Annotated in this window: 20 protein-coding genes and 1 tRNA gene; 14 read left to right on the forward strand and 7 right to left on the reverse strand. The window is 66.4% G+C overall.

Annotated elements, in window-relative coordinates; genetic code table 11:
- Positions 1-70: 70 nt before the first annotated feature.
- Both Q0030_RS18915 and Q0030_RS18920 read right to left on the reverse strand, forming a co-directional pair.
- Positions 71-146 (reverse strand) — tRNA-Ala (locus tag Q0030_RS18915).
- A gap of 94 nt (positions 147-240) precedes the next feature.
- Positions 241-648 carry a TIGR02300 family protein gene (locus Q0030_RS18920; protein WP_029082481.1) on the reverse strand — a complete coding sequence of 136 codons (408 nt, stop codon included), beginning with the start codon at positions 646-648 and terminating at the stop codon, positions 241-243.
- 146 nt (positions 649-794) lie between these two features.
- Between Q0030_RS18920 and aroA the strand changes: the two genes are divergently transcribed.
- From aroA to Q0030_RS18980, 12 genes are all read left to right on the forward strand, one after another.
- Positions 795-2,132, forward strand: a complete 1,338-nt coding sequence (gene aroA / locus Q0030_RS18925) for a 3-phosphoshikimate 1-carboxyvinyltransferase (RefSeq protein ID WP_298370134.1) — start codon at positions 795-797, stop codon at positions 2,130-2,132.
- Positions 2,129-2,758 (forward strand): (d)CMP kinase, encoded by a 630-nt coding sequence (cmk, locus tag Q0030_RS18930; protein WP_298370137.1) that lies wholly within the window; start codon positions 2,129-2,131, stop codon positions 2,756-2,758. Before aroA ends, cmk begins: the two co-directional genes overlap by 4 nt.
- Before the next feature lie 378 nt (positions 2,759-3,136).
- Positions 3,137-4,846: a 30S ribosomal protein S1 gene (rpsA, locus tag Q0030_RS18935; RefSeq protein WP_298370140.1), complete on the forward strand. Its 1,710-nt coding sequence runs from the start codon at positions 3,137-3,139 to the stop codon at positions 4,844-4,846.
- A gap of 286 nt (positions 4,847-5,132) precedes the next feature.
- Positions 5,133-6,110, forward strand: a complete 978-nt coding sequence (sppA, locus tag Q0030_RS18940; RefSeq protein WP_298370142.1) for a signal peptide peptidase SppA — start codon at positions 5,133-5,135, stop codon at positions 6,108-6,110.
- 174 nt (positions 6,111-6,284) lie between these two features.
- On the forward strand, positions 6,285-6,614 hold the full coding sequence (locus Q0030_RS18945) for an integration host factor subunit beta (protein WP_298370145.1): 330 nt from the start codon (positions 6,285-6,287) through the stop codon (positions 6,612-6,614).
- 69 nt (positions 6,615-6,683) lie between these two features.
- Entirely contained in the window at positions 6,684-7,070 is a 387-nt protein-coding gene (locus Q0030_RS18950) for a LapA family protein (RefSeq protein WP_298370148.1), read from the forward strand.
- 74 nt (positions 7,071-7,144) lie between these two features.
- Complete coding sequence (locus Q0030_RS18955; protein WP_298370151.1) at positions 7,145-7,816, forward strand: phosphoribosylanthranilate isomerase; 672 nt, start codon at positions 7,145-7,147, stop codon at positions 7,814-7,816.
- Positions 7,813-9,030, forward strand: a complete 1,218-nt coding sequence (trpB, locus tag Q0030_RS18960) for a tryptophan synthase subunit beta (RefSeq protein ID WP_092120781.1) — start codon at positions 7,813-7,815, stop codon at positions 9,028-9,030. The genes Q0030_RS18955 and trpB overlap by 4 nt, the downstream gene beginning before the upstream one ends.
- Complete coding sequence (gene trpA, locus Q0030_RS18965) at positions 9,027-9,863, forward strand: tryptophan synthase subunit alpha (RefSeq protein WP_298370157.1); 837 nt, start codon at positions 9,027-9,029, stop codon at positions 9,861-9,863. The genes trpB and trpA overlap by 4 nt, the downstream gene beginning before the upstream one ends.
- Positions 9,864-9,967: 104 nt before the next feature.
- A complete protein-coding gene (gene accD, locus Q0030_RS18970; protein WP_298370160.1) occupies positions 9,968-10,909 on the forward strand; it encodes an acetyl-CoA carboxylase, carboxyltransferase subunit beta in 942 nt (313 codons plus the stop codon).
- A gap of 95 nt (positions 10,910-11,004) precedes the next feature.
- Positions 11,005-12,249: a folylpolyglutamate synthase/dihydrofolate synthase family protein gene (locus Q0030_RS18975; RefSeq protein ID WP_298370749.1), complete on the forward strand. Its 1,245-nt coding sequence runs from the start codon at positions 11,005-11,007 to the stop codon at positions 12,247-12,249.
- A 48-nt stretch (positions 12,250-12,297) separates the two neighbouring features.
- Positions 12,298-13,038: a metallophosphoesterase gene (locus Q0030_RS18980; RefSeq protein WP_298370163.1), complete on the forward strand. Its 741-nt coding sequence runs from the start codon at positions 12,298-12,300 to the stop codon at positions 13,036-13,038.
- Positions 13,039-13,093: 55 nt separating this feature from the next.
- Here the strand turns inward: Q0030_RS18980 and trxA are convergent, their stop codons facing one another.
- The 4 genes from trxA to Q0030_RS19000 form a co-directional block, all read right to left on the reverse strand.
- Positions 13,094-13,414, reverse strand: coding sequence for a thioredoxin (gene trxA, locus Q0030_RS18985; RefSeq protein WP_016847387.1), 321 nt, complete (start codon positions 13,412-13,414; stop codon positions 13,094-13,096).
- 115 nt (positions 13,415-13,529) lie between these two features.
- Complete coding sequence (addA, locus tag Q0030_RS18990) at positions 13,530-17,006, reverse strand: double-strand break repair helicase AddA (RefSeq protein ID WP_298370167.1); 3,477 nt, start codon at positions 17,004-17,006, stop codon at positions 13,530-13,532.
- Entirely contained in the window at positions 17,000-20,146 is a 3,147-nt protein-coding gene (gene addB, locus Q0030_RS18995; protein ID WP_298370169.1) for a double-strand break repair protein AddB, read from the reverse strand. Before addB ends, addA begins: the two co-directional genes overlap by 7 nt.
- A gap of 83 nt (positions 20,147-20,229) precedes the next feature.
- Positions 20,230-21,609, reverse strand: a complete 1,380-nt coding sequence (locus Q0030_RS19000; RefSeq protein WP_298370171.1) for a LysR family transcriptional regulator — start codon at positions 21,607-21,609, stop codon at positions 20,230-20,232.
- On the opposite strand from Q0030_RS19000, the gene Q0030_RS19005 reads away from it, so the two are divergent.
- Together Q0030_RS19005 and Q0030_RS19010 are read left to right on the forward strand one after the other, a co-directional pair.
- Entirely contained in the window at positions 21,587-22,165 is a 579-nt protein-coding gene (locus tag Q0030_RS19005) for a hypothetical protein (RefSeq protein ID WP_298370173.1), read from the forward strand. The genes Q0030_RS19000 and Q0030_RS19005 overlap by 23 nt on opposite strands.
- Complete coding sequence (locus Q0030_RS19010) at positions 22,162-23,175, forward strand: DUF2891 domain-containing protein (protein ID WP_298370176.1); 1,014 nt, start codon at positions 22,162-22,164, stop codon at positions 23,173-23,175. The genes Q0030_RS19005 and Q0030_RS19010 overlap by 4 nt, the downstream gene beginning before the upstream one ends.
- 200 nt (positions 23,176-23,375) lie before the next feature.
- On the opposite strand, the gene Q0030_RS19015 is transcribed toward Q0030_RS19010, so the two are convergent.
- A complete protein-coding gene (locus Q0030_RS19015; RefSeq protein ID WP_298370179.1) occupies positions 23,376-24,098 on the reverse strand; it encodes a nucleotidyltransferase family protein in 723 nt (240 codons plus the stop codon).
- Positions 24,099-24,136 lie beyond the last annotated feature (38 nt).

Below are 24,136 nucleotides of genomic sequence, written 5' to 3' on the forward strand. Positions count from 1 at the left end.
ACGCCGGACACCACGCTTCGCCCTTCAGGCAACTCGTGGCTGCGCCACGCGTAGCCCGAAGGGCGAAGCGTGGTGGAGCCAGGCGGGATCGAACCGCCGACCTCTTGCATGCCATGCAAGCGCTCTCCCAGCTGAGCTATGGCCCCTTATCCAGTTGGGATGATCCTGGGGGATCAATCCCGGCCGCGCGGCCTAGATGACTCGCGCGGCAGCACCGTTGATCATAGATCGGCGCCGATCTCAAGTCTCTTCGTCGCCGCCGACGTCACCAATAATGTCGGTCACGTCCTCATCGCCCTCTTCCTCGTCGGCGATGAAGGTCGAATCGTCGTCGTCATCGTCGTCGATGGTCTCATCGACCTCGATATCGTCCTCGGATTCGGGAACCACGGCCTTGACCTTGCCGGTGTTCTCCTCGGCATCGGCCTCCTCGAGCGAGACCAACTCTTCGGTCTCGGCCGCCTCGGGCATCTCGGCGGCGGTCGCAGGCGAACTGACGGTGGCGCCACGGCCCCGCGGCGGGGCGACAGGCGCGATCGGCACGACCTCACCGGTGTAGGGCGAAATCACCGGATTCTTGTTGAGGTCGTAGAACTTCTTGCCCGTGGTCGGGCAAATGCGCTTGGTTCCGAGCTCGGACTTAGCCAACGTGGTCATCCCAGAATTTTGCTGAAAAACGGTGCTTCACTTGGCTAGTTGAGGAGCCGCTGTCAATAGCGGTTTGCGCGCAAGTGACGGGCGCGTGACGCGGTGTTGCCTATGTGATACCTGCCGCGGCGCGAGAGGACACAATCTTGGCTCATTCCGACACCCCGACCCCGCTGGAATCGCGCGTTTGCGGCCCCCTGGCCGGCAAGGTCCGCGTTCCCGGCGACAAATCGATTTCCCACCGTGCCCTGATCCTCGGGGCGCTTTCGGTCGGCGAAACCCGCATTTCCGGCCTTCTGGAGGGCGAGGACGTCCTCAATACCGCCAAATCCATGCGCGCGCTGGGCGCCAAGGTGGAGCGGACGGCGCCCTTTACCTGGTCGGTCGCCGGCGTCGGCGTCGGCGGCTTCGCCCAGCCCACGGCCCCGCTCGATTTCGGCAATTCCGGCACCGGCTGCCGGCTGGTGATGGGCGCGGTGGCCGGCTGCCCGATCGCGGCCATTTTCGACGGCGACGCCTCGCTGCGTACGCGGCCGATGCGCCGGATCCTCGATCCCCTGGAGCTAATGGGCGCCCGGACCAGCGACATCAGGGAGGGCGGCCGGCTGCCGCTCACCTTGCACGGCGCTCGCTATCCGGTGCCGATCGTCTACAAGACCCCGGTCGCCTCGGCCCAGATCAAGTCGGCGGTGCTGCTGGCGGGCCTGTCCGCGCCCGGCATCACCACGGTCATCGAGCAGGAGGCGAGCCGCGACCACACCGAGCTGATGCTGAAGCATTTCGGCGCCGAGATCGCCACGGAGAACGAGGGCAGCCACGGCCGCAGGATCTCGCTGAACGGCGAGCCCGAGCTGCACGGCGCGCAGGTCGTGGTGCCGGCCGATCCGTCCTCGGCCTCGTTCCCGATCGTCGCGGCGCTGATTGTCGAAGGGTCCGACGTCGTGTTCTCCGACGTGATGACCAATCCGCTGCGGACCGGCCTGTTCACCACATTGCGCGAAATGGGCGCCTCGATCGAGGCGAGCGATGTGCGCAGCGATGCCGGCGAGCCGATGGCGCAATTGCGCGTGCGGGCCTCGAAGCTGAAGGGCGTCGAGGTGCCGCCGGAGCGTGCGCCATCGATGATCGACGAGTATCTGGTGCTGGCGGTCGCGGCGGCGTATGCCGAGGGCACCACGATCATGCGCGGCTTGCAGGAGCTGCGCGTCAAGGAGTCCGACCGTCTCGAGGCCACCGCGGACATGCTGCGCGTCAACGGCGTCAAGGTCGAGGTTTCCGGCGATGATCTGATCGTCGAGGGTCGCGGCCACGTTCCAGGCGGCGGCCTTGTTGCCACCCATATGGATCATCGCATCGCGATGTCGGCGCTGGTGATGGGCTGTGCTTCGGATCGGCCGGTGAAGGTCGATGACACTGCCTTCATCGCCACCAGTTTCCCGGATTTCATTCCGATGATGCGCGCGCTCGGAGCTGACTTCGCATGATCATCGCCATCGACGGACCCGCCGCCTCCGGCAAGGGCACGCTCGGCAAGCGGCTCGCCCACCACTACGGCTACCGCCATCTCGACACCGGCGTGATCTACCGCGCGGTGGCCTATGCGATGATGGCGCAGGGCGCCGACCTCAACGACGAAGCGCTGGCGGTGGCCGTCGCGCTCGAGCTCGATCCCGAGAAATTCGGCAATCCGATCCTGAAGACCCAGAAGGTCGGCGAGGGCGCATCCGTCGTCTCGGCCTTTCCGAGGGTGCGCGAGGCGCTGGTCAGCTTCCAGCGCCAGTTCGCCGCCGATCCGCCCGGTGCGGTGTTGGATGGACGCGATATCGGCACCGTGATCTGCCCGGATGCCGACGTGAAGATCTTCGTGGTCGCCGACCCCCGCGTGCGGGCGCGGCGGCGCACCCTGGAGGCCCGCGCCCGCGGCGAGGACGCCGACGAGGAGGCGGTGCTGGCCGACATCCTCAAGCGCGACGAGCGCGACAAGAACCGCGCCGTTGCGCCGTTGCGGCCGGCGGCGGACGCCCACACGCTGGACAATTCCAATCTCGACATCGAGGCCGGCGTCCGTGCCGCCATCGCCATCGTCGAGGCGGCGCGCGCCCGGCGCTAGAATCGTCGGCTTCGAAGGGCCCTTTCGGCCCGAAAACCCAGCAAAATGGGGCATTTCCTGCTTGCCGAAAACGGCTTGCAGGGCTATATCAGCGCCGTTCGGAGCAGCATCGACGATGTCGAGGCCGTGTCTGAGCGGGCCGGCGCCGGGTTTGAGCCCTCGCCGCATCTGGAGGAACGCCCGCTCCCAGGTCTTGAAGTCGATATTTTCGTTTCAGGCTCCCGACAATTCAAACGTACCGAACGTGCAGTCTTGCTGCCGGCCCGCTGTTGCACCTCCTGCAATAAGCGGTCGTCAGGGCTTGCGGAACCCTGACACTTCACGCGCGGTGCGCCCATCAACCCGAACGGCCGGCAAGATCCCGCATTTGGAGAACAAATGGCTTCGAATACTGTGTCTTCCTATACCCCCACCCGCGACGACTTCGCGGCGATGCTTGATGAATCCTTTGCCGGCGGCAATCTGCAGGAAAGCTCGGTCATCAAGGGCAAGGTGGTTGCAATTGAGAAGGACATGGCCGTCATCGACGTCGGCCTGAAGACCGAAGGCCGCGTTGCGCTGCGCGAATTCGCCGGCCCCGGCCGTGAAAGCGATCTGAAAGTCGGCGACGAAGTCGAGGTGTTCCTCGACCGGATCGAGAATGCGCTCGGCGAAGCCGTGCTGTCGCGCGACAAGGCGCGCCGCGAGGAGAGCTGGGGCAAGCTCGAGAAGGCATTCCAGAACAACGAAAAGGTCAACGGCGTCATCTTCAACCAGGTCAAGGGCGGCTTCACGGTCGACCTCGACGGTGCGGTGGCCTTCCTGCCGCGCTCGCAGGTCGACATTCGTCCGATCCGCGACGTCGCGCCGCTGATGAACAACTCGCAGCCGTTCCAGATCCTCAAGATGGACCGCCGCCGCGGCAACATCGTGGTGTCGCGCCGCACGGTTCTCGAAGAGACCCGCGCCGAGCAGCGCCAGGAACTGGTGCAGAACCTCGAAGAGGGTCAGGTGATCGACGGCGTGGTCAAGAACATCACCGATTACGGTGCGTTCGTTGATCTCGGCGGCATCGACGGCCTGCTCCACGTGACCGATATCGCCTGGCGCCGCGTCAACCACCCGACCGAGGTGCTGACCATCGGCCAGACCGTGAAGGTCAAGATCATCAAGATCAACCACGAGACGCACCGCATCTCGCTGGGCATGAAGCAGCTGCTGGATGATCCGTGGCAGGGCATCGAAGCCAAGTACCCGCTGGGTGCCCGCTTCACCGGCCGCGTCACCAACATCACCGACTACGGCGCGTTCGTCGAGCTCGAGCCGGGCATCGAAGGCCTGATCCACGTCTCCGAGATGTCGTGGACCAAGAAGAACATGCACCCCGGCAAGATCGTTTCGACCTCGCAGGAAGTCGAAGTGCAGGTTCTCGAAGTGGATTCGGCCAAGCGCCGCATCTCGCTCGGTCTCAAGCAGACCATGCGCAATCCGTGGGAAGTGTTCGTCGAGAAGTTCCCGGTCGGTTCGGTGGTCGAGGGCGAGGTCAAGAACAAGACCGAGTTCGGTCTGTTCCTCGGTCTCGAGGGCGATGTCGACGGCATGGTCCACCTCTCCGACCTCGACTGGAAGCTTCCGGGCGAGCAGGTCATCGACAACTTCAAGAAGGGCGACATGGTCAAGGCCGTGGTGCTCGACGTCGATGTCGAGAAGGAGCGTATCTCGCTCGGCGTCAAGCAGCTCGAAGGCGACCCCTTCGCCGAGCCGGGCGACGTCAAGAAGGGCGCGGTCGTGACCTGCGAAGTGCTCGAAGTGAAGGAGAGCGGCATCGAGGTCCGGATTTCGGGCACCGAGTTCACCACCTTCATCAAGCGGTCCGAGCTGGCCCGCGATCGCAACGACCAGCGCGCCGAACGCTTTGCCGTCGGCGAGAAGGTCGATGCCCGCGTCATCCAGTTCGACAAGAAGGCCCGCAAGGTGCAGGTCTCGATCAAGGCGCTGGAAGTTGCCGAAGAGAAGGAAGCCATCGCGCAGTACGGCTCCTCCGATTCGGGAGCGACGCTCGGCGACATCCTCGGCACCGCGCTGAAGAACCGCGGCACCGACAAGTAAGCATTCGTCTCGTTCAGGCGAACATCGGGGCCCCGGCGAAAGCCGGGGCCCTTTTGCTTTGGGAATGCCCGTAGCCCGGATGAAGCGCGGCTAAATCCGGGAGCGCTACCGCCGTGGATGCCGGCCCCGGATTACGCTGCGCTTCATCCGAGCTACTAATGTCGGCGATGTCGCGGGCCTTGTTTTCTTCATATTGCGTCGCAATTGATGTATTTGGCTAAGCTGATAGTGACGCTGCGACGGCAAAACGCGCGGATTGCGCGCTGACTATTTCTGGAGAGATCGGATGTCGCTGGATTCAGACGTGATCGTCGACCGCCGCCGTATCAGGCGCAAGCTGACATTCTGGCGCGTCGCCGCCGCGGTCATTGCAATCGCGGCCATCGTCGGCGTGGGCGTGATCGCGTCCGGCGGACGCGGCGCCTTCTCGACGTCGAACGCGATCGCGCGGATCAATATCGACGGACTGATCCGCAGCGACCAGGAGCGCGTCGAGGCGCTGGAGCGGCTCGGCAAGTCGAGCTATGCGGCGGTTGTCGTGCACATCAATTCGCCCGGTGGCACCACCGCGGGCTCCGAGCAGCTTTACGATTCGCTGATGCAGTTGAAGGCGAAGAAGCCGCTTGTCGTCGTGGTCGAGGGATTGGCGGCCTCGGGCGGCTACATCACGGCGATCGCGTCCGACCATATCGTCGCCCAGCAGACCTCGCTGGTCGGCTCGATCGGCGTGCTCTTCCAGTTTCCCAACGTGTCCGAATTGCTCAAGACCGTCGGTGTGAAGATGGAGGAAATCAAATCCTCGCCGCTGAAGGCGGCGCCCAACGGCTTTGAGCCGACCAGCCCGGAGGCCCGCGCTGCGATCGACGGCTTGGTCAAGGATTCCTATGCATGGTTCCGTGGATTGGTGAAGGAACGGCGCGGCATGGATGACGCCCTGCTGGAGAAGGTCGCGGATGGCCGCGTCTTCACCGGCCGGCAGGCGGTCGATCTCAAGCTGATCGATCAGCTCGGGGATGAAAAGACCGCGATCGCCTGGCTGGTCGCGGAGAAGAAGGTCAAAAGCGACCTGCCGGTGCGCAATTACAAGCTTAATCCGCGATTCAGCGACCTGACCTTCCTGCGCACCGCGGCGTCGATGACGCTCGATGCGTTTGGCCTTGGCGGCATCGCGCGGCGGATCGAGCAGGGTGGAGTGGCCCAGGCGGTCGACCGATTCGGGCTCGACGGCATGCTGGCGCTGTGGACTCCCGGAGGAACCGACTAGTCGAGAGCGAAAGGCGTGCCGATCAGGGTATTCCCGCTCTGCGGGAATCGCCGCATGCCCCAATTGGGTTATTTGTCACGCGATTTCACGGCGTCCTAAATCGATTTAGCGTCTTGACAGTGCACGGCATTTTCACGGAAATGGGTTTCCGCAAGAGCCCGGATCCCATTTTCGATGATCAAATCCGAACTTGTTCAGCGTATCGCCGAGCACAACCCGCACCTCTATCAGCGGGACGTCGAGAACATTGTGAATGCGATTCTCGATGAAATCGTCGCGGCGCTGGCGCGTGGCGACCGCGTCGAGCTGCGTGGTTTTGGCGCATTCTCGGTGAAGCATCGCCCGGCTCGTGCCGGCCGCAATCCGCGTACCGGCGAGCATGTGCCGGTCGACCAGAAGAGCGTGCCGTTCTTCAAGACCGGCAAGGAAATGCGCGAGCGCCTCAATCGCGACGAGGCTGAGGCGGGAGCCTCCAAGATCGACGCGTCCAAAGCTGACGCCTAGCCCGACGTCCGGCGTTGCCGTGCTGCGGGCGATGTGCCCGCACTTTCTCCATCGCGGCGAGAGATGGTCATGCGAAAGTTCTTCACGGCAGTGGTCGTCATTCCGCTCGGACTGATCTTCATCATCTTCGCCGTCGCCAACCGTCACTGGGTGACGGTGTCGTTCGATCCCTTCAACTCTGTGACGCCGACGGTTGCGGTCACACTGCCGCTGTTCGTCGTCATCATCGCTTCCGCCATTCTCGGCGTGATCGCCGGCGGCATCGGAACCTGGTTCAAGCAAGGGCGCTGGCGCCGCGCCGCCCGGCAGCACGAGGCCGACGCCCGCCACGTCCGCGCCGAGCTCGCCGACCTCAGGGCGGCTGCCTCCCGGGACGACGCGCAGCGTCGTTCGGCCCCGGTCCTATCAGGGTTTTACGGGCCCAATGGGCGAGACAAGCAGGGTGCGACGTTGTAGAACCCGCCCCGTCGGACCGGGTTCAGCCCTGTTCCGGACGCCCGAAAACCCGTTCTGAGACCCGTTTCGAGACCATGCCCCTGCTCGTCAAAATCTGCGGCCTGTCCACGCGCGAGACGCTCGACGTCGCGCTTGAGGGCGGCGCGGACATGGTGGGGTTCGTGTTCTTCCCGCCGTCACCGCGCCATATCAGCCTCGAGACCGCGCGCGAGCTCGGCAGCCGCGCCAAGGGCCGCGCCGTGAAGGTCGCGCTGACCGTCGATGCCGACGACGCGACCTTGGAAAACATCGTCGAGACGCTGCGGCCGGATATCCTGCAATTACACGGCAAGGAAACCACCGCGCGGCTGCGCGACATCAAGCAGAAGTTCGGCCTGCCGCTGATGAAGGCGCTGCCGGTCGAGACCGCTGCCGACCTCGCCCCGCTGCCGGGCTATGCCGGCGTTGCCGACCGCATCCTGTTCGATGCCCGCGCGCCGAAGGATGCCACGCGACCGGGAGGTCTTGGCGCGCCGTTCGATTGGCACCTGCTGGAAAATCTCGATCTCGCGCTGCCCTACATGGTCTCCGGCGGGCTCAATGCCGACAACGTCGCTGAAGCTGTCCGCGTCACCCGCGCCGGCGGGGTCGACGTGTCGTCGGGCGTCGAGCGCACGCCGGGCGTCAAGGATCCCGAGCTGATCCGCGCCTTCATCCGCGCCGCACGCACAACCCAAAGAACGACCCAAGAACTGATGGTTCGATGAATCAAAACCTGCCCAATTCCTTCCGCAGCGGCCCCGACGAGCGCGGGCATTTCGGCATTTTCGGCGGACGCTTCGTCGCGGAAACGCTGATGCCGCTGATCCTCGATCTCGAAAAGGCCTATGCCGACGCCAAGGCCGATCCGGCGTTCCAGGCCGAGATGAATGTCTATCTGAAGGACTATGTCGGCCGGCCCTCGCCGCTGTATTTCGCCGAACGGCTCACCGAGCATCTCGGCGGCGCCAAGATCTATCTGAAGCGCGAGGAGCTCAACCACACCGGTTCGCACAAGGTCAACAACGTGCTCGGCCAGATCATGGTCGCGCGCCGCATGGGCAAGAAGCGCATCATCGCCGAGACCGGCGCCGGCCAGCATGGCGTGGCGACGGCGACGCTGTGCGCGCGCTTCGGCCTCGAATGCGTGGTCTATATGGGCGCGGTCGACGTCGAGCGGCAGCAGCCCAACGTGATCCGCATGGAGATGCTGGGCGCCAAGGTCGTCCCGGTGCAGTCGGGCGCGCGCACGCTGAAGGATGCGATGAACGACGCGCTGCGCGACTGGGTCACCAACGTGCACAACACCTTCTATTGCATCGGCACGGTTGCGGGTCCGCACCCCTATCCGATGATGGTGCGCGACTTCCAGTCGATCATCGGCCACGAGACGCGTACGCAGATGCAGGAGGCCGAGGGCCGCCTGCCGGACTCGCTGATTGCCTGCATCGGCGGCGGCTCCAATGCGATGGGCCTGTTCCATCCGTTCCTCGACGATCCTTCGGTCGAGATCTTCGGCGTCGAGGCGGCCGGTCACGGGCTGACGCAGTTGCATGCCGCCTCGCTCGCCGGCGGGCGTCCCGGCGTGCTGCACGGCAACCGCACCTATCTTTTGATGGACGCCGACGGCCAGATCGAGGAAGCGCATTCGATCTCGGCCGGCCTCGATTATCCCGGCATCGGCCCCGAGCACGCCTGGCTGCACGAAACCGGCCGCGTCAAATATCTCTCGGCGACCGACGAGGAGGCGCTGGCCGCATTCCAGCTGCTGTCGCGCCTCGAAGGCATCATCCCCGCGCTGGAATCCGCGCACGCCATCGCGAAACTGTCCGAACTCGCGCCGCAGCGGCCGAAGGATCACCTGATGGTGGTCAATCTCTCGGGCCGCGGCGACAAGGACGTGCCGCAGGTCGGCGACATCTTGAAGGCGAGGCAGAAGTGACCACCCGTATCGACGCACGTTTCGCCGAGCTGAAGCAGCAGGGCCGCTCCGCCTTCGTCACCTTCGTGATGGCCGGCGACCCCGACGCCAAGACCTCGCTCGACATCCTCAAGGCGCTGCCGAAGGCCGGCGCCGACGTCATCGAGATCGGCATGCCCTTCACCGATCCGATGGCCGACGGCCCGTCGATCCAGGCCGCCGGCCTGCGCGCGCTCAAGGGCGGCATGACGCTGCGCAAGACGCTGGCGATGGTCGGCGACTTCCGCAAGGACGACGACACGACGCCGATCGTGCTGATGGGCTACTACAATCCGATCTACATCTACGGCGTCGAGAGCTTCCTCGCCGACGCCAAGACGGCCGGCGTCGACGGGTTGATCATCGTCGACCTGCCGCCGGAGGAAGATACCGAGCTCTGCATCCCCGCGCTGAAGGCCGGTTTGAATTTCATTCGCCTCGCGACGCCGACCACCGACGACAAGCGCCTGCCGGCGGTGCTCGCGAACACCTCGGGCTTTGTCTATTACGTCTCGATCACCGGCATCACCGGCGCTGCGACGGCGGATTCGAGCGCGGTTGCAGAAGCGGTCGCCCGCATCAAGCGGCATACCAAGCTGCCGGTCTGCGTCGGCTTCGGCATCCGCACCCCGGAGACAGCGCGCGCGATCGCCGAGAACGCCAATGGCGCCGTGGTCGGCACCGCGATCGTCGATGTGGTGCGCGCCAATCTCGATGCCGAGGGCCGCGCGACGCCGAAGACCGTGAACGCGGTGGCGGACCTGGTGTCCGCGCTGGCGCAGGGGGTCCGGGGCGCCAAACAGGCCGCTGAATAAGCCACATTTTGCGGCAACAAGGCCGCAGACGGCGGCTTGCCGGGTTCGCCCGGCCCGCCATATATCCAGCTGGTGCGGGACCAACCCGCATTTCGGAGCGAACCATGAACTGGCTCACCAACGTCGTCCGGCCGAAGATCCGCAACATCCTGCGGCGCGAGACACCGGAAAACCTCTGGATCAAGTGCCCGGATTCCGGGCAGCTGGTGTTCTACAAGGACGTCGAGGCCAACCAGTTCGTGATCCCCGGCTCCAACTACCACATGCGCATGGGCGCGGTGGCGCGGTTGAAGTCGATCTTCGACAACGAGACCTGGTTCGACGTCGCGCTGCCTGACGTCGTCGCCGACCCGCTGAAATTCCGCGACGAGCGCAAATATGTCGACAAGATCAGGGATGCGCGGGCCAAGACCGGCCTGAACGAAGCGGTCAAGGTCGGCTACGGCAAGCTGGAAGGTACCGGCGTCGTGGTTGCGGTGCAGGATTTCGATTTCATGGGCGGTTCGCTCGGCATGGCTGCCGGTGAAGCGATCGTGCGGGGGCTCGAGCTCGCGGTCGAGAAGAAGTCGCCCTTCATCGTGTTCGCCGCATCCGGGGGCGCGCGGATGCAGGAAGGCATCCTGTCGCTGATGCAGATGCCGCGCACCACGGTCGGCGTGCAGATGCTGCGCGAGGCGAAGCAGCCCTATATCGTCGTGCTGACCAATCCGACCACCGGCGGCGTGACAGCCTCCTATGCGATGCTCGGCGACGTCCAGATCGCCGAACCCGGCGCGCTGATCGGCTTTGCCGGCGCGCGCGTGATCGAGCAGACCATCCGCGAGAAGCTGCCGGAAGGTTTTCAGCGCGCCGAATATCTGCGCGAGCACGGCATGGTCGACATGGTCGTGCACCGCCATGAGATGAAGGCAACGCTGGCGCGGCTGTGCCGCCTGCTGACCAGGGCGCCGGCGCTTGAGACCGCGTCCAAGCCCACGGTCGCGGTCACCGAGCCGGCCCAGATCGTCACGGCCCCGGAGACGGTGCCGGCCGCGCCGCACGCGTGACCGCAAGCGGCGCCCCATCGCAACCCTCGTTCGAGGCGTTGATCGCGCGGATATCGGCGCTGCATCCGAAGCGCATCGATCTCAGCCTCGATCGCATGCGCGGCCTGATGGAGCGGCTCGATCATCCCGAGCGCAAGCTGCCGCCGGTGATCCATGTCGCCGGCACCAATGGCAAGGGCTCGACGATCGCCTATCTGCGCGCGCTTCTCGAAGCCGCCGGCCTCCGCGTGCACGTCTTCACCTCGCCCTATCTGGTGCGGCTCAACGAATGCTACCGGCTGGGTGCCGCTGGCGGCGGCAAGCTTGTCGGTGACGACGAGCTGCGCGCGACGTTCGAGCATTGCGAGCGCATCAACGCCGGCAATCCCATCACCATCTTCGAGATGGAGACGGCAGTGGCGTTCTGCCTGTTCGCGAAGCATCCGGCCGACGTTGCGCTGCTCGAGGTCGGCCTCGGCGGCCGGCTGGATTCCACCAATGTGGTCGAGACGCCGCTGGCCTCGGTGATTACGCCGGTCAGCATGGACCACATGGAGTTCCTCGGCGATACCTTGACTTTGATCGCCGGCGAGAAGGCCGCGATCATCAAGCGCAAGGTGCCGGTGGTCTGCGCCGAGCAGGCGCCGGATGCGATGGCCGTGATCGAGGCGGAGGCGAACCGCATGCGCGCGCCGCTGCATGCAGCCGGCCAGCAATGGCATGTCGGCGTCGAGCGTGGCCGGCTGGTCTATCAGGACGAGCGCGGCTTGATGGATCTCGCCGCGCCAAAGCTGTTCGGCCGGCACCAGTTCGACAATGCGGGCCTCGCGATCGCGACGCTGCGTGCGATCGACACGTTCAAGCTCAACATCGCGGCCTACGAGGCCGGCATCGTCAATGCCGAATGGCCGGCGCGGATGCAGCGGCTGGTCTCAGGCAGCCTCGTCTGCCAGGGACCGCAGGGCTCCGAGGTCTGGCTCGACGGCGGGCACAATGCCGAGGGCGGCCGCGTAGCGGCGGCGGCGCTCGGCGATCTCGAGGAGCGGGTGTCGCGGCCGCTCGTTGTGATCGCCGGCATGATGGCCAACAAGGATGCCAATGCATTCCTCGCCAATTTCGCCGGGCTGACGCGCCACATCATCGCGGTCCCGGTGCCCGGCCGCGACAACGGCATGGCGCCCGACAAGCTCGCCGATGCCGCGCGTGCGCTCGGCATGCGGGTCGAGATCGCATCCGGCGTCGACGCTGCGTTGCAACGGCTTGCCACGCTGGCCTACGAGGTGCCGCCACGCATCCTGATCACCGGCTCGCTGTACCTGGCTGGTCCTGTGCTTGCGGCCAACGGCACGCCTCCTGCATAAGTGGTCCCGCGTCCCGGATGCGGTGCGCATGTGGGAGGACGAGACACCATGCGTTTTGCTGCGATCGCCGACATCCACGGCAACCATCTCGCACTTGAAGCGGTGCTGTCGGATATCCGGGCGCAGGGCATTTCCGACATCGTCGATCTCGGCGACATGGTGAGCGGGCCGCTCGATGCCCGGCCGACCGTCGACATGTTGATGGAGCTCGATGCGGTCCATCTGCTTGGCAATCACGACCGCTATCTGATCGACCGCCCGCACGAGAAAATGGGCTCCTGGGAACGGTTGACCTATACCCAGCTCGAGCCGCGGCATCTCGACTGGCTGCGCACGTTGCCGGCGAATGCGATCCATCGCGACGCGGTTTTCCTGTGTCACGCGACACCGCAGGACGACGAGACTTATTGGCTCGAGACGGTATTGCCGGGCGGCGAAGTCTGCATGTCGACGCTGGAATCGATCGAGGCGAGGGCGGCCGGCGTGACGCAATCGCTGATCCTGTGCGCGCACACCCATACCGCGCGAGCCGTGCGGCTTCGCGATGGGCGGCTGATCGTCAATCCCGGCAGCGTCGGCTCGCCCGGCTATCGCGCCGGCAAGCCGCATCCGCATGTCGTCGAGGCCGGTTCGCCCGATGCGCGCTACGCGATCCTTGAACGGGTCGGTGACGGCTGGGACGTGACCTTCCGCCACATCCCGTACGATCACGCGGCGATGGTCGCGCTGGCACGGCGCAATGGCCAGGCCGAGCTCGCGTCAGCGCTGGTGATCGGATGGATCAGGTAAACAAAACGGCCGGCTTTCGCCGGCCGTTTGCACAAATCAGCTAATTCGAAACAGATCAGACCGCAGCGGTGATCCACTGCTGCAGCTTGGCCTTCGGCGCGGCGCCGACCTGACGGGACGCCATCTCGCCGCCCTTGAAGATCATCAGGGTCGGGATCGACATCACGCCGTACTTCGACGCGGTCTTCGGGCTCTCGTCGACGTTGAGCTTCACGATCTTGACCTTGTCGCCCATCGCGCCGGAAATCTCATCGAGAGCGGGCGCAATCATGCGGCAGGGTCCGCACCATTCGGCCCAGAAGTCGACGACCACCGGCCCGGTCGCCTTGAGCACTTCGGCTTCGAAATCGGCGTCAGAAACCTTGCCAACGGCCATGTGAGTACCTCGTTCGGTTGAGACAAAAGGGCGGTTGAGAATCGCGCCCGGGAAGCATGGGTCAAACCTATGAACGCCCCCTTGCCGGGTCAAGCTCGGTCACATTGACATGATCTTATGCCAGCCCGGCGTCCAGCGCGGGGGCGGAAATCTCCATGATTTCAGGCGTTTCGGTCCAAAGCAGCGCCGCCCGGACGGGCAGTTGGGGATAAAGCTTCGCCAGCACCGCGCGATAGAGCGCGAGCTGCCGCACATAGCCCCGTGGTGCCTCGGCCGCGGTCTTCGGCGGGGCGTGGTTGGTCTTGAAATCGACGATCAGAACATGGTCCGGCGTCACCACCAGCCGGTCGATCTGGCCCGAGACCAGCGCCTTCGGCTGGCCCGGCCGCTCCAGCCGCCCGACGATCGAGACCTCGGCGCGGCTGCCGGGCGCGAACACCGCAGCAAAACGCGGATCGGCAATCAAGTCCAGCACCTGATCTGCGAGCGCGGCCTGCTCCTGCTCGCTCCAGCCGTCGGCATTGCGCGCGAGGTAGCCAAGCGCGGCGGCGCGCCGCCGCTCGGTGGCGACATCGGGCAGCGATTGCAACAGCCGATGCACCAACGTGCCGCGTTGCAGGGCGCGGGCGCGCAGCAGCACCGATTCGCCGGTTCGTATCGGATGGCTGTCGCCTTCAGCCGGATCGGACGGGCGCAACACGCCCGCGGCGGAGGCTTCAGGCGCGGCTGCGGTCCGCAGCCAGGACGGCAGCGCGATCGGCGCCACGGCCGTTGATGCAGCAGCGCCGGTGAGATCGGCGACGTCATCCGGCCGCGAATAGCGCATCACCTTGCCGGCTGGCGTCTCGAGCTCTTCGAGCTTGAGCCCGGAATTGGCGAGCCCCTTGGTGATCAGGTCGTACCAGGAGGATTTCCGCACCGTGTTCATGTTGCCGGGCATGCAGCCGCCGACGATCAGCCGGTCGGCCGCCCGGGTCATCGCGACATAGAGCAGGCGGCGATATTCGTCCTCGGTGTCGCCGAGCATCGCCTTGCGCGCGTCGGCGACATTGGGGGGATCCTCGGCCTTCTTGCCGGCCCACACCACGACGCCGGGCGCGTTCGGCGCGGCGTTGCCCTGCGGCAGATGGATCAGCCGCAGCCGCTGCGTGTCCGACGGCGAGGTCGTGGTATCGACCAGGAACACCACCGATGCCTCGAGGCCCTTGGCGCCGTGCACGGTCATCACGCGCACCTCGTCGCGCGAAATCTCCATGTCGCGCTTCACCTCGGTATCGGCGGCGCGCAGCCAGGCGACGAAGCCCTGCAGCGAGGCCGGCGCCTTGCGCTCATAGCCCAGCGCGAGCTCGAGGAATTCATCGAGCGCGTCGTTGGCCTCGTGGCCGAGCCGGCGCAGGATGCGCGCCCGTCCGCCGTCGCCGCCGAGCAGCCAGGCGTAGAACGCGAACGGCGTCTCCTGGGTGAAGCGGCGCTCGCAGTGTTCGAGACGGCGCAGCGCGGCCGCGAACCGCTCATCGGTCGGCGCCTGCGCGGCCAGCGCCTCGCGCAATGAGCCGCGGCGCTGGTACGCCAGCTTGAACAGATCGTCATCGTCGAGGCCGAACAGCGGGCTCTTCAGCGCCACCGCGAGCGCGAGATCGTCCTGCGGCAGCAGCAGCGCGTCGGCGAGGTTCATCAGGTCGATGATCGCGATGTGCTCGGTCAGCTTCAATCGATCGGCGCCGGCGACCGGAATGTTGGCGTGCTTCAGTGCCTGGATCACCGCGTCGAAGGCGTTGCCGCGCCGCCGCACCAGGATCAGCATGTCGCCGTAACGCAATGGCCGCCGCCCGCCGGCGCTGCCGGTCATGGTGCCGCTCGTGACGAGGCGCTTGATCTCGGCCTGGATGCGCCGCGCGAGCTTCACCTCGGGGCTGGTCACCGAGACGCCGTCGAACGGTGCGCGCCAGCCCTCGATGTCCTGGCGGTCGTCGGCAACCGCGAGATCCCAGAGCTCGATCAGGCTGGGGCCGGCGTCAGCCATCGCATTGTGGATCGGATAGCCGTTCTCGACCGCATGGATGCTGCGGAAGATCTCCTGCTCGCGGAACACATGGTCGACCGAATGCAGGATCACCGGTCCCGAGCGGAACGAATAGGTGAACGACACCGGATCGAATTTCAGCCCGGCTTCCTCGAATCGTCGTTTCAGCTCGCGCCGGCGCAGGTCGAACTCGCGAGGTGCGGCGCCCTGGAACGAGAAGATCGACTGCTTCTCGTCCCCGACCGCGAACACGGTGCGCACCAGGCCATCGCGCGCGCCGGCGCCGGAGGTGAATTCCGAGATGATGTGGGCGACGATGTCCCATTGCCGCGGACTGGTGTCCTGCGCCTCGTCGATCAGCACGTGATCGACGCCGCGGTCGAGCTTGTAATGCACCCAGCCCGAGGAGACGCGGTCGAGCATCGCCAGCGTCTTGTCGATCAAATCGTCATAATCGAGCAGGCCGCGTTCCAGCTTCTCGCGCCGGTAGTGGGCAGCCGCCGCGGTCGCGATGTGGATCAGCGCCTCGGTGCGGTCGCGCGCGACCACGGCGCGGCGGCGCTCGATCAGCGGACCGAGCCGGTCGATCTCGGCCTCGAACCTGTTGCCCGCGACCAAATTCTTCTTGATGAAATTGTTGGTGATGACAGACGCGCGCGGCGCGCGATCGTCGGTCAGGAAGACGCCGAGATATTCGTCGACCTGGGCTGCCCCGGTAAAAGTCAGCGCGTTCCGCAGCCGCTCGGCCTGCTTCTGGTCCGCCTTGCTGCTGGTGTCGAGGAGCGTTGCCATCTCCTTCCAGCCCGACCGCGGCAGGTTCGGGCCGTCGACAATCTCGCGCTCGACATCCTCGATGCGAATATCGGAAGCGACGCCGAGCGCGGCCGACATCTGCGCGGCTGCGGCTGCGGCATTGCCGGCGGCATCGGTCCAGGCCATGAAATGGTCGCGGCTGAGGCACGCCTCGCGGACCACCTCCTTGAAGGTGACGTCGGCGGCGTTTGCCATCGCCGTCCGCAGCGCGCGGCCGATGGGACTGTCGGGAATCCGCGACGCCTCGAGGAACACCGCGAGATTGGCGCGTTCCATCATTTCGTTCTGGTCGCGGTCGTCGAGCACGGCGAAGCGCGCCGGCACGTTGGCCTCGAACGGGAACTGTTGCAACAGACGGGTGCACAGCGCGTGGATGGTCTGCACCTTCAAGCCGCCGGGCGTCTCCAGCGCGCAGGCAAACAGCTTGCGCGCTTCGCGCCGCAGTGTCGCGCTGGGATGCGCGATGCCGGCCTCGCGGATCGCGATATCGAGCGCGGCATCGTCCAGCGTCACCCAATGGCCGAGCGTCGTGAACACGCGTTCGGCCATGTTGGCCGCGGCGGCCTTGGTGAAGGTGATGCAGAGGATCTTCTCAGGCGGCACGCCCGACAGCAAAAGGCGGATCACGCGCTGGACCAGCACGTGGGTCTTGCCGGAACCGGCATTGGCCGACACGAAGGTCGACGCTTTCGGATCGGACGCGCGCGCCTGCGCGTCGCGCACCGCTGGCGGGATCGGACGGGGTGCCTTCACCATTCCTCGATCCCCAGGCCGCCGGCGGCGGACCATTCCTTGATGCGCGCGAGGTCGTCATAGGCGCCGTAGCGGTTGGCCCACATCGAAAGGTTCAGCGAGGTGTAGGCCTGCTGCTCGTCGTCGAATGCGCGGATCAAGGCTTCCAGCTTGCGCCGCGCGCTGTCGGCGGCTTCATCGGGCGGCTGCGGCGTGTCGTTGGTCTTGATCTTCAACTCCAGCGAACGCTGCTCGCCCGGCGGGTTATTGCCGCTCAGCCTGACATAGACGAGGTCGCCGACCGAGGAGTCCGCCGGAATGTCAGCAAAGCCGCCCTCACGCAGGATCGCAGCTTCCAGCGTCAGCTGCGGTGACAGGCCCATGCGCACCTGCTTGCCGGTCGGCGGCTGGCCGGTCTTGTAATCGAGGATCGCAAAGCTGCCGTCGTCGCGGCGCTCGATGCGGTCGGCGCGCGCGGAGAGCGTGAACGTCCTCGTAGCGTCAAGCGGAATGCCGATCTCGCCGCGGATCTCGGCCTTGATCGCGTCGATACTGCCGCGCCGCGCCTGCTCCCATTCGGAAAACCACGCCGCGATACGCTGGAAGCGTGGCCACCACAGCGCGCGCGCTTCGGGCCGCTCCATCAGTGGCGCAAAATGCTTGGCCCCGATGTCGCGCAGCGCGCTCTTGATGTCGTCAGGCAGCGCGTCGGCATAAACCTGTGTGAACTCGCCGAGCGATTCGTGGATTGCGGAGCCGCGATCCGCCGCCGACAGCGGCATGTCGACGGGATCGAGCGGATCGAGCTTCAGGATGTAGCGCGCATAGATCGTGTAGGGATCGCGCAGCCAGTCCTCGATCGCGGTGACCGACATTTTCAGCGGCCGCGCCTCGCGCGGTGGCCGCGGCTCCGGCTGTTCGATCGGCTGGACCGTGTCGGGCCGGTCGAGCTCGGCGGCATATTGCACGTAAGCTTCGCCGGCCGATGTCGCCGCCTTCCAGCGCGCTTCGCCCGCCACCGCTTCGAGCCGGTGCAGGAAGCGCGAGGCGACCGCGGGCGCGCCGCCGACCTTGGCCGCATGGGTGAGGATCACCTCGTCATGGCCGAGCAGCTGGGCAAAGTCGTGCGCCGACAGGCCGATGCGCCGTTCGGGGAGATCGAGCCCGAGCTCATGTCGCATCGGCCGGCTCAGCCACGGATCGATCCGCGGCGCCGGCGGCCAGACGCCTTCGACCAGGCCGCCGAGGATGACGCGATCGGACTCGGTCAGACGCGCCTCGAGCTGACCGAAGATGTTGAGCTGTGCGCGCGCCGATTCCGGCCGCCGCACCATGCGGTCGGCGAACGCGGTCTGGAACACCTCGGGATAATCGACAAGCGGCGTCGCCAGCCCGCTCGGCTGCTGCTTGGCGAGTAGCTCGTCGAAGGCGGACGCGAGCGACGCGCCGGCGCGCTCCTCGAACACGACGGCGACACCGTTCTGGTCGGCCGACAGGGCGATCAGGGCCTCGCGATGACGCGCTGCCAGCTCGGCGAAGTCATAGGGCTTTGACGACGCCATGCCTTCCAGCGGCGTCAGCGCCGCCTGAAGTTTCGCGATCAAGGCCTGTGCCTTGTCGAGATCGTTGTCGCGCAGCTGGGCGCGTTGCTCCTGTCGATGCAGCGAGGAAGTCTCGCCACTGTTGAGTTTCACAAGCTCGGCGCGGAAGCGCGCAAAGTCACGTGCAAGGCCGCCGGTTCCCGCCTGCGGCCGCGTGCCGCGGAGCAGCGCGATCTCCAGCACTTCGATCGCGCGCTTCAGCACGCCATGGGCGCCGCCGAGCCGGAACAGCGGATGCTTGAGCAGCGCGAGCAAGGTCGGCGGCTCCAGCCCCTTGGCCGCGGCCTCCGCGGTGAGGCGGGCGAACACGCCGGCCGGCGTTTCCATCAGCGCATCGCCGCCGGAATCGTCGAACTCCAGCTTCCAGCGGGTCAGCGAGGCCATCACGCGGCGTGCCAGCGCGCGATCCGGCGTCACCAGCGCGGCCGATTTGCCGAGATGCCGCGCCTCGCGCATCGCGACCGCAATCGCCAGCGCCTCCATTTCCGGATTGGGCGCCTCGACCACGGTGAGATGGGTCATCCCGGCGGAAATCCGCGCCACGATCTCGGGCCGCTCCAGCCGGTCGTGCCACTGCGCGGTTGCGGTCGAGGGGCGCATCGTCTCCGACACCAGCACCTCGCGGCCGAGCGGCGCAGGCTCGGCCAGGCTCTCGACGTCGCGGCGCTTGATGCCGAAGCTGTCGAGCAAAGCGTGCATCGCGAATTGCGGGTGGTTCGACGAGGGCGGCGTCGTGAACCTGCCGTCGTCGCTGCGTTCGCCGCCGATCGTGTCCCAGGACTCTTCGTCGAGATCGGTGTCGAGCCCGGGCAGCACCACCGCGCCGTTCGCAAGCTTCGCCACCGCGTGGAGGAATTTTGCGGTGGCGGGCATCGAACCGGTCGAACCGGCCGCGATCACCGGGCCCGTGGGATGCGCGGTGAGCCGTGCCGCTTCCGCCTCGATCAGCTGGTCGCGGCGTGCCGCGGGTTCGATCCGGCCGATCTCCTTGAGGTAGTTCGGCCAGGCGTCGCGCGCGATGCACAGGAAGTCGAGCGAATGCTGCCAGTATTTGTCGAGCTGGTCCGGCACCAGGCGGTCGAGCGCGCGCCAGTCGACGCCGCGCGTCACCATGTCGTCCATCAGCCGCGCCAGGTCGCCGGCGAGCTGCAGCGTCGAAGCCGGGCCGCCGACCACCAGCGGCGCCGACACCGGCGTCTTCGCCCAGGCCGCGACCAGATGCGCCAGCGTCAGCCGACGCTCGAGCTCGCCGAGTCTCGGCGGAATCTCCAGCGGCGCGACGCCGCCGACGTCGTCGCCCTGGTCGGCGAAGGCGAGCTCGTCCTCATCGATCTCGCCGAGCGCGACGATGCGCGGCAGCACCGCGGCGTCGGAATCGAGCACATCGAGGAAGATCTCGCGCGCCAGCCGTCCGGCGCGGCGGGTCGGCAGATAGAGCGTGGCGCCAGCGAGCTTTGCGGGATCGTTGCGTGCCTCGAATCCCGCGACCAGCCGGCCATCGACCAGCGCCGAAATCACGGTGCGCAGGAACGGCGCGGAGACGGGAACGCTGAAAACGCGCATGGGCTGCCTGGTTCGAATCAGGCGCCAATATAGGGAGCGGCGGCTGTCGTTAGCCACCCCTCTCGCTCAACCGTGTCAGCTGATTATCGCAGGCGGCTGGTGCTGCGATCGACGGCATCCAGGAACCAGCGTAGCGCCGGATCTTCAGCCGCGCGGACTGTATGGATCAGGTCGATCGCGAAGGCAGGGATGTCGATCGGCGGCATCACGACGGCAATTTCGGCGAGATGCGTGAAGCGGCGGGCGACGCGTTCGGCCATCGTGGCGATCAGATCGGTGCCGGCCACCGCGAAGGGAACGGCCACCACATGTGCCAGCGTCACGGCCACCCGCCGCTTCAGCCGATGGCGCGCCAGCAGCGCGTCGATCACGCTCGGCAGCCCGTCGCCGCCGGCAGCGGAGAACAGCGCATGCGGCAGGCTCGCGTAATCCTCCAGGCTGAGCGCCTGCGATCGGCCCGCGCGCGCGCCGTCGCGGATGCAGACGAAGCGTTCCTCGAACAGCCGGTGTCGGACACAGCGTGGCGAGTCCGGCAGATGGCCGCCGATCAGTGCATCGAGTTCGGCGCGCTCGAGCTTGGCCAGGGCCGCCGTCGAGTCAGTTAGCGGACGCACGGCAAGGTCGATGCCCGGCGCCTCCATACGCAACAAGCGGCTCAATTCCGGCACCAGAACGAGGTCGCCATAGTCGGTCGCAGCGATGGTGAAGCGCCGTCGCGCGGTGGCCGGATCGAAGCTCCGATCGGGCGCCAGCGCGCCCCTGATTTGCCGCAACGCCTCTCCGATCGGCCCGGCCAGGGCCAATGCCTTTTCGGTCGGCTGCATGCCCGCGCCGGCGCGCAGGAACAGTTCGTCCGCAAACAGCGCGCGCAGCCTGCGCAACGCGCTGCTCATCGAGGGCTGGGCGAGGCCAATGCGCTCGGCCGCGCGGGTGACGTGGCGCTCTTCCATCAGCACCTCGAAGGCGACCAGCAGGTTGAGATCGACAGCGGATAAATTCATCACAGCAATAATGCTCATAAGAATAATCGATTTCAACAATGATTTGCACAAGCCTACGGTCCCGACCGATACGACGACGAGGCGGAAGAACTTGGGACGATCATTCGCGAAGTTGATGCCGCGCGGGCCGACCTTGCTGATCGTCGGCGTGCTGGCCGGGCTGGCTTTCCCGGCCCTGGCGGCCAGCGTGCGCCCGCTGATGGCGACGGCGATCTTCGTTCTCGTCCTCGGCACTTTTCTCCAGGTCGACGGGGCGGCGTTCCGGCGCGCGCTGGGGCGTCCGCTGGTCTCGCTGCTATTGCCGGCGCTGGCGATGCTGGCTTGTCCGCTTGCAGTCGGCTTCGCAGCGCGCGGCGCCGGATTTCGGCCGGAGCTGATCGTTGCGCTGGTGCTGTCGGTGTGCGCGCCGCCATCGACCGGCACGGCGGCGGTCGCGCGCATGCTCGGCTTCGACGCGACCATTCCGCTCGCCGTGACGTTGCTGTCGATGGCGCTGGCTCCGGTCACGGTTCCGCTGATCGCAGCGGGATTTGCCGGTCTTGCGCTCGATCCGCTGGCGCTCGCCACGCGGCTGGCGCTGCTGGTTGTCGGCGCCGGCGCGCTGGCGTTGCTGCTGCGCCGTCAGGCCGCTGCACAATTGGTGCGGCATTCGCGCATCATCGACGCCCTCGTGCTCGCCTCGCTGCTCGTGTTCGCGATTTCCACCATGGCGGGGGTGCGTGCACAGATCGAAGCGCAGCCGGCCACCGCGCTGACTTTGGTGGGCCTTGCCTTCGCCTGCAATCTCGCGCTGCAGGCGCTTGGCGCGCTGCTCACGCCGGGTCCGCTGGCCGAGCGGCTGACCACGGGCCTCATTCTGAGCAACCGCAACGTCGGATTGGTCTGGTCGGCGATGGGCGCGGCGGTGTCGCCGATGACGGCGCTGTTCTTCGCCGCCACGCAGTTTCCGATCTATATGATGCCGCGCCTGATCGAGCTGCTGGTTCGGCGCGAGCGAAGGGAGAAAGCCCCGTCATGAGCGAGACGATCCTGACCGAAGACCTCGCCGGCCGTTTCACCCGCATCGCGCTAGGCCATGTCACGCGCGAATATCCGAACAAGCCGGATCATGTGCTGGCGGGTCCGCAGGACGCACGCCCGCCGCGCGAACTGCATCCGGTGTTCTTCGGTAGCTACGACTGGCACTCCTGCGTCCATAGCTACTGGATGCTTGCCCGGCTGCTGCGCCGCTATCCGGCATCCGAAGTAGCGGGCGATATCCGCACGCTGTTTGACGCACAGTTCGTTGCCGAGAAGGTCGCGGCCGAATGCGCCTATCTCGCGGCCCCGACGGCGCGCGGCTTCAAGCGGCCTTACGGTTGGGGCTGGCTGCTGAAGCTTGCGGCAGAGCTCGCGCTGCTCAATGAGGCGCGATGGCGCGAGCAAATCGCGCCGCTGGCCCAAATCTTCGCGCAGCGCTTCCGCGATTTCCTGCCGCTCGCCACCTATCCGGTGCGGGTCGGCACGCATTTCAACACCGGGTTCGGACTTCGCATGGCCGCCAACTATGCCGCGGTGACGCAGGACGATGCGCTCAGTGCGCTGTTACGCGAGACGGCGCGGCGCTGGTACGGCGCCGATCAGGATTGCCCCGCCTGGGGTGAGCCGAGTGGCGACGACTTCCAGTCGTCTGCGCTGATCGAAGCGGAATGCATGCGCCGGCTGCTGGCGCCCGGCGACTTCCTGCCTTGGTTCGACCGCTTCCTGCCGCGGCTCACGCAACGCGAGCCCGCAACCCTGTTCCGGCCCGCCACGGTCACCGATCGGTCGGACGGCAAGCTTGCGCATCTCGATGGACTCAATCTCAGCCGGGCATGGTGCTGGCGCGCGCTGGCCGGCGCGTTGCCGGAGGGCGATGTGCGCCGCCCGATCCTGCTGGATGCCGCGCGGGCTCATCTCGACGCCGGCCTGCCGCATATCGCCAGCGACTATATGGGCGAACACTGGCTCGCGAGTTTTGCGGTGCTCGCCATCGACGTCGATGATTGACGAGTGGGTCTAGGTTTCACCTCTCCCTTCGGGAGAGGTCGATTTGCGTAGCAAATCGGGTGAGGGGTTACGGTCTATCGAGACAGCAAGAGCCCTCACCCGGATTGCACTGGACGATGCTTCGCATCGCCAGGCGCAATCCGACCTCTCCCCGACGGGGAGAGGTGAACCGAAAGCGCGGCAAGCCCATTCAACCCGCCTTACGCGACGCTTTCCAGGAAAGCTTCTTCCGCGGCCTGAATCGCATCGGGGGTCCCGACATGCATCCAGACGCCGTCGAGGCGCAGGCCGAACAGCCGTTCCTGCTCGTTGGCGCGGTCGAACATCTTGGTCAGCGAGAATTCGCCGGCGGGGGCGTCGGCGAACAGCGCAGGCGACATGATCGCGGCGCCGGCATAGACGAACGGCACCACCTGGTTCTCGCGCCGCTTGCGCAGCGCGCCGTCCGGCAACATCGAATAGTCGCCTCGGCCGCTATAGCCGATGCTCGAAGCGGTCGGCGCCATCAGCAGCAGAATATCCATCCGGGCGGGGTCGAAGGCTTCCGCCAGCCGCGCCAGATTGGAGCGCACGCCGTCGATCCACATCGTGTCGGCATTGAGATGGAAGAACGGCGCATCGCCGAGCAGCGGCAGCGCCTTCGCGACCGCGCCGCCGGTGCCGAGCACCTGGTCGCGCTCGTCGGAGATGATGACGCGCGGGCGGCTGCGGGTCTTGACGTGCTCGATGATCTGGTCGGGCAGGTAATGCACGTTCACGACCGCTTCGCTGACGCCGGCGCCGGCGAGCTTGTCGAGCACATGGTCGAGCAGCGGCTGACCGGCGACGCTCACCAGCGGCTTCGGCATGGTGTTCGTCAGGGGGCGCATGCGCACGCCGAGGCCCGCAGCGAGCACCATAGCCTTGTGGGGAGTGACGGGCATTTTCCTGATATTCTCGGTCATCATCTCTCGGCGCCGAT

It is taken from the genome of uncultured Bradyrhizobium sp., assembly GCF_947648125.1.
Classification (GTDB): domain Bacteria; phylum Pseudomonadota; class Alphaproteobacteria; order Rhizobiales; family Xanthobacteraceae; genus Bradyrhizobium.

Excerpts from the sequence above, each read along its gene's own strand:
- Q0030_RS18955 (WP_298370151.1), top strand. The coding sequence starts at position 7,145 with ATGCCCCTGCTCGTCAAAATCTGCGGCCTGTCCACGCGCGAGACGCTC.
- Q0030_RS19010 (WP_298370176.1), top strand. The coding sequence starts at position 22,162 with ATGAGCGAGACGATCCTGACCGAAGACCTCGCCGGCCGTTTCACCCGC.
- accD (WP_298370160.1), top strand. The coding sequence starts at position 9,968 with ATGAACTGGCTCACCAACGTCGTCCGGCCGAAGATCCGCAACATCCTG.
- Q0030_RS18945 (WP_298370145.1), top strand. The coding sequence starts at position 6,285 with ATGATCAAATCCGAACTTGTTCAGCGTATCGCCGAGCACAACCCGCAC.
- addB (WP_298370169.1), bottom strand. The coding sequence starts at position 20,146 with ATGCGCGTTTTCAGCGTTCCCGTCTCCGCGCCGTTCCTGCGCACCGTG.
- Q0030_RS18975 (WP_298370749.1), top strand. The coding sequence starts at position 11,005 with ATGCGCGGCCTGATGGAGCGGCTCGATCATCCCGAGCGCAAGCTGCCG.
- Q0030_RS19015 (WP_298370179.1), bottom strand. The coding sequence starts at position 24,098 with ATGCCCGTCACTCCCCACAAGGCTATGGTGCTCGCTGCGGGCCTCGGC.
- Q0030_RS18950 (WP_298370148.1), top strand. The coding sequence starts at position 6,684 with ATGCGAAAGTTCTTCACGGCAGTGGTCGTCATTCCGCTCGGACTGATC.
- Q0030_RS18980 (WP_298370163.1), top strand. The coding sequence starts at position 12,298 with ATGCGTTTTGCTGCGATCGCCGACATCCACGGCAACCATCTCGCACTT.
- Q0030_RS19000 (WP_298370171.1), bottom strand. The coding sequence starts at position 21,609 with ATGGTCGCGTCGAAGCCGAGCATGCGCGCGACCGCCGCCGTGCCGGTC.
- cmk (WP_298370137.1), top strand. The coding sequence starts at position 2,129 with ATGATCATCGCCATCGACGGACCCGCCGCCTCCGGCAAGGGCACGCTC.
- rpsA (WP_298370140.1), top strand. The coding sequence starts at position 3,137 with ATGGCTTCGAATACTGTGTCTTCCTATACCCCCACCCGCGACGACTTC.
- trxA (WP_016847387.1), bottom strand. The coding sequence starts at position 13,414 with ATGGCCGTTGGCAAGGTTTCTGACGCCGATTTCGAAGCCGAAGTGCTC.
- trpB (WP_092120781.1), top strand. The coding sequence starts at position 7,813 with ATGAATCAAAACCTGCCCAATTCCTTCCGCAGCGGCCCCGACGAGCGC.
- addA (WP_298370167.1), bottom strand. The coding sequence starts at position 17,006 with ATGGTGAAGGCACCCCGTCCGATCCCGCCAGCGGTGCGCGACGCGCAG.
- Q0030_RS19005 (WP_298370173.1), top strand. The coding sequence starts at position 21,587 with ATGCTCGGCTTCGACGCGACCATTCCGCTCGCCGTGACGTTGCTGTCG.
- sppA (WP_298370142.1), top strand. The coding sequence starts at position 5,133 with ATGTCGCTGGATTCAGACGTGATCGTCGACCGCCGCCGTATCAGGCGC.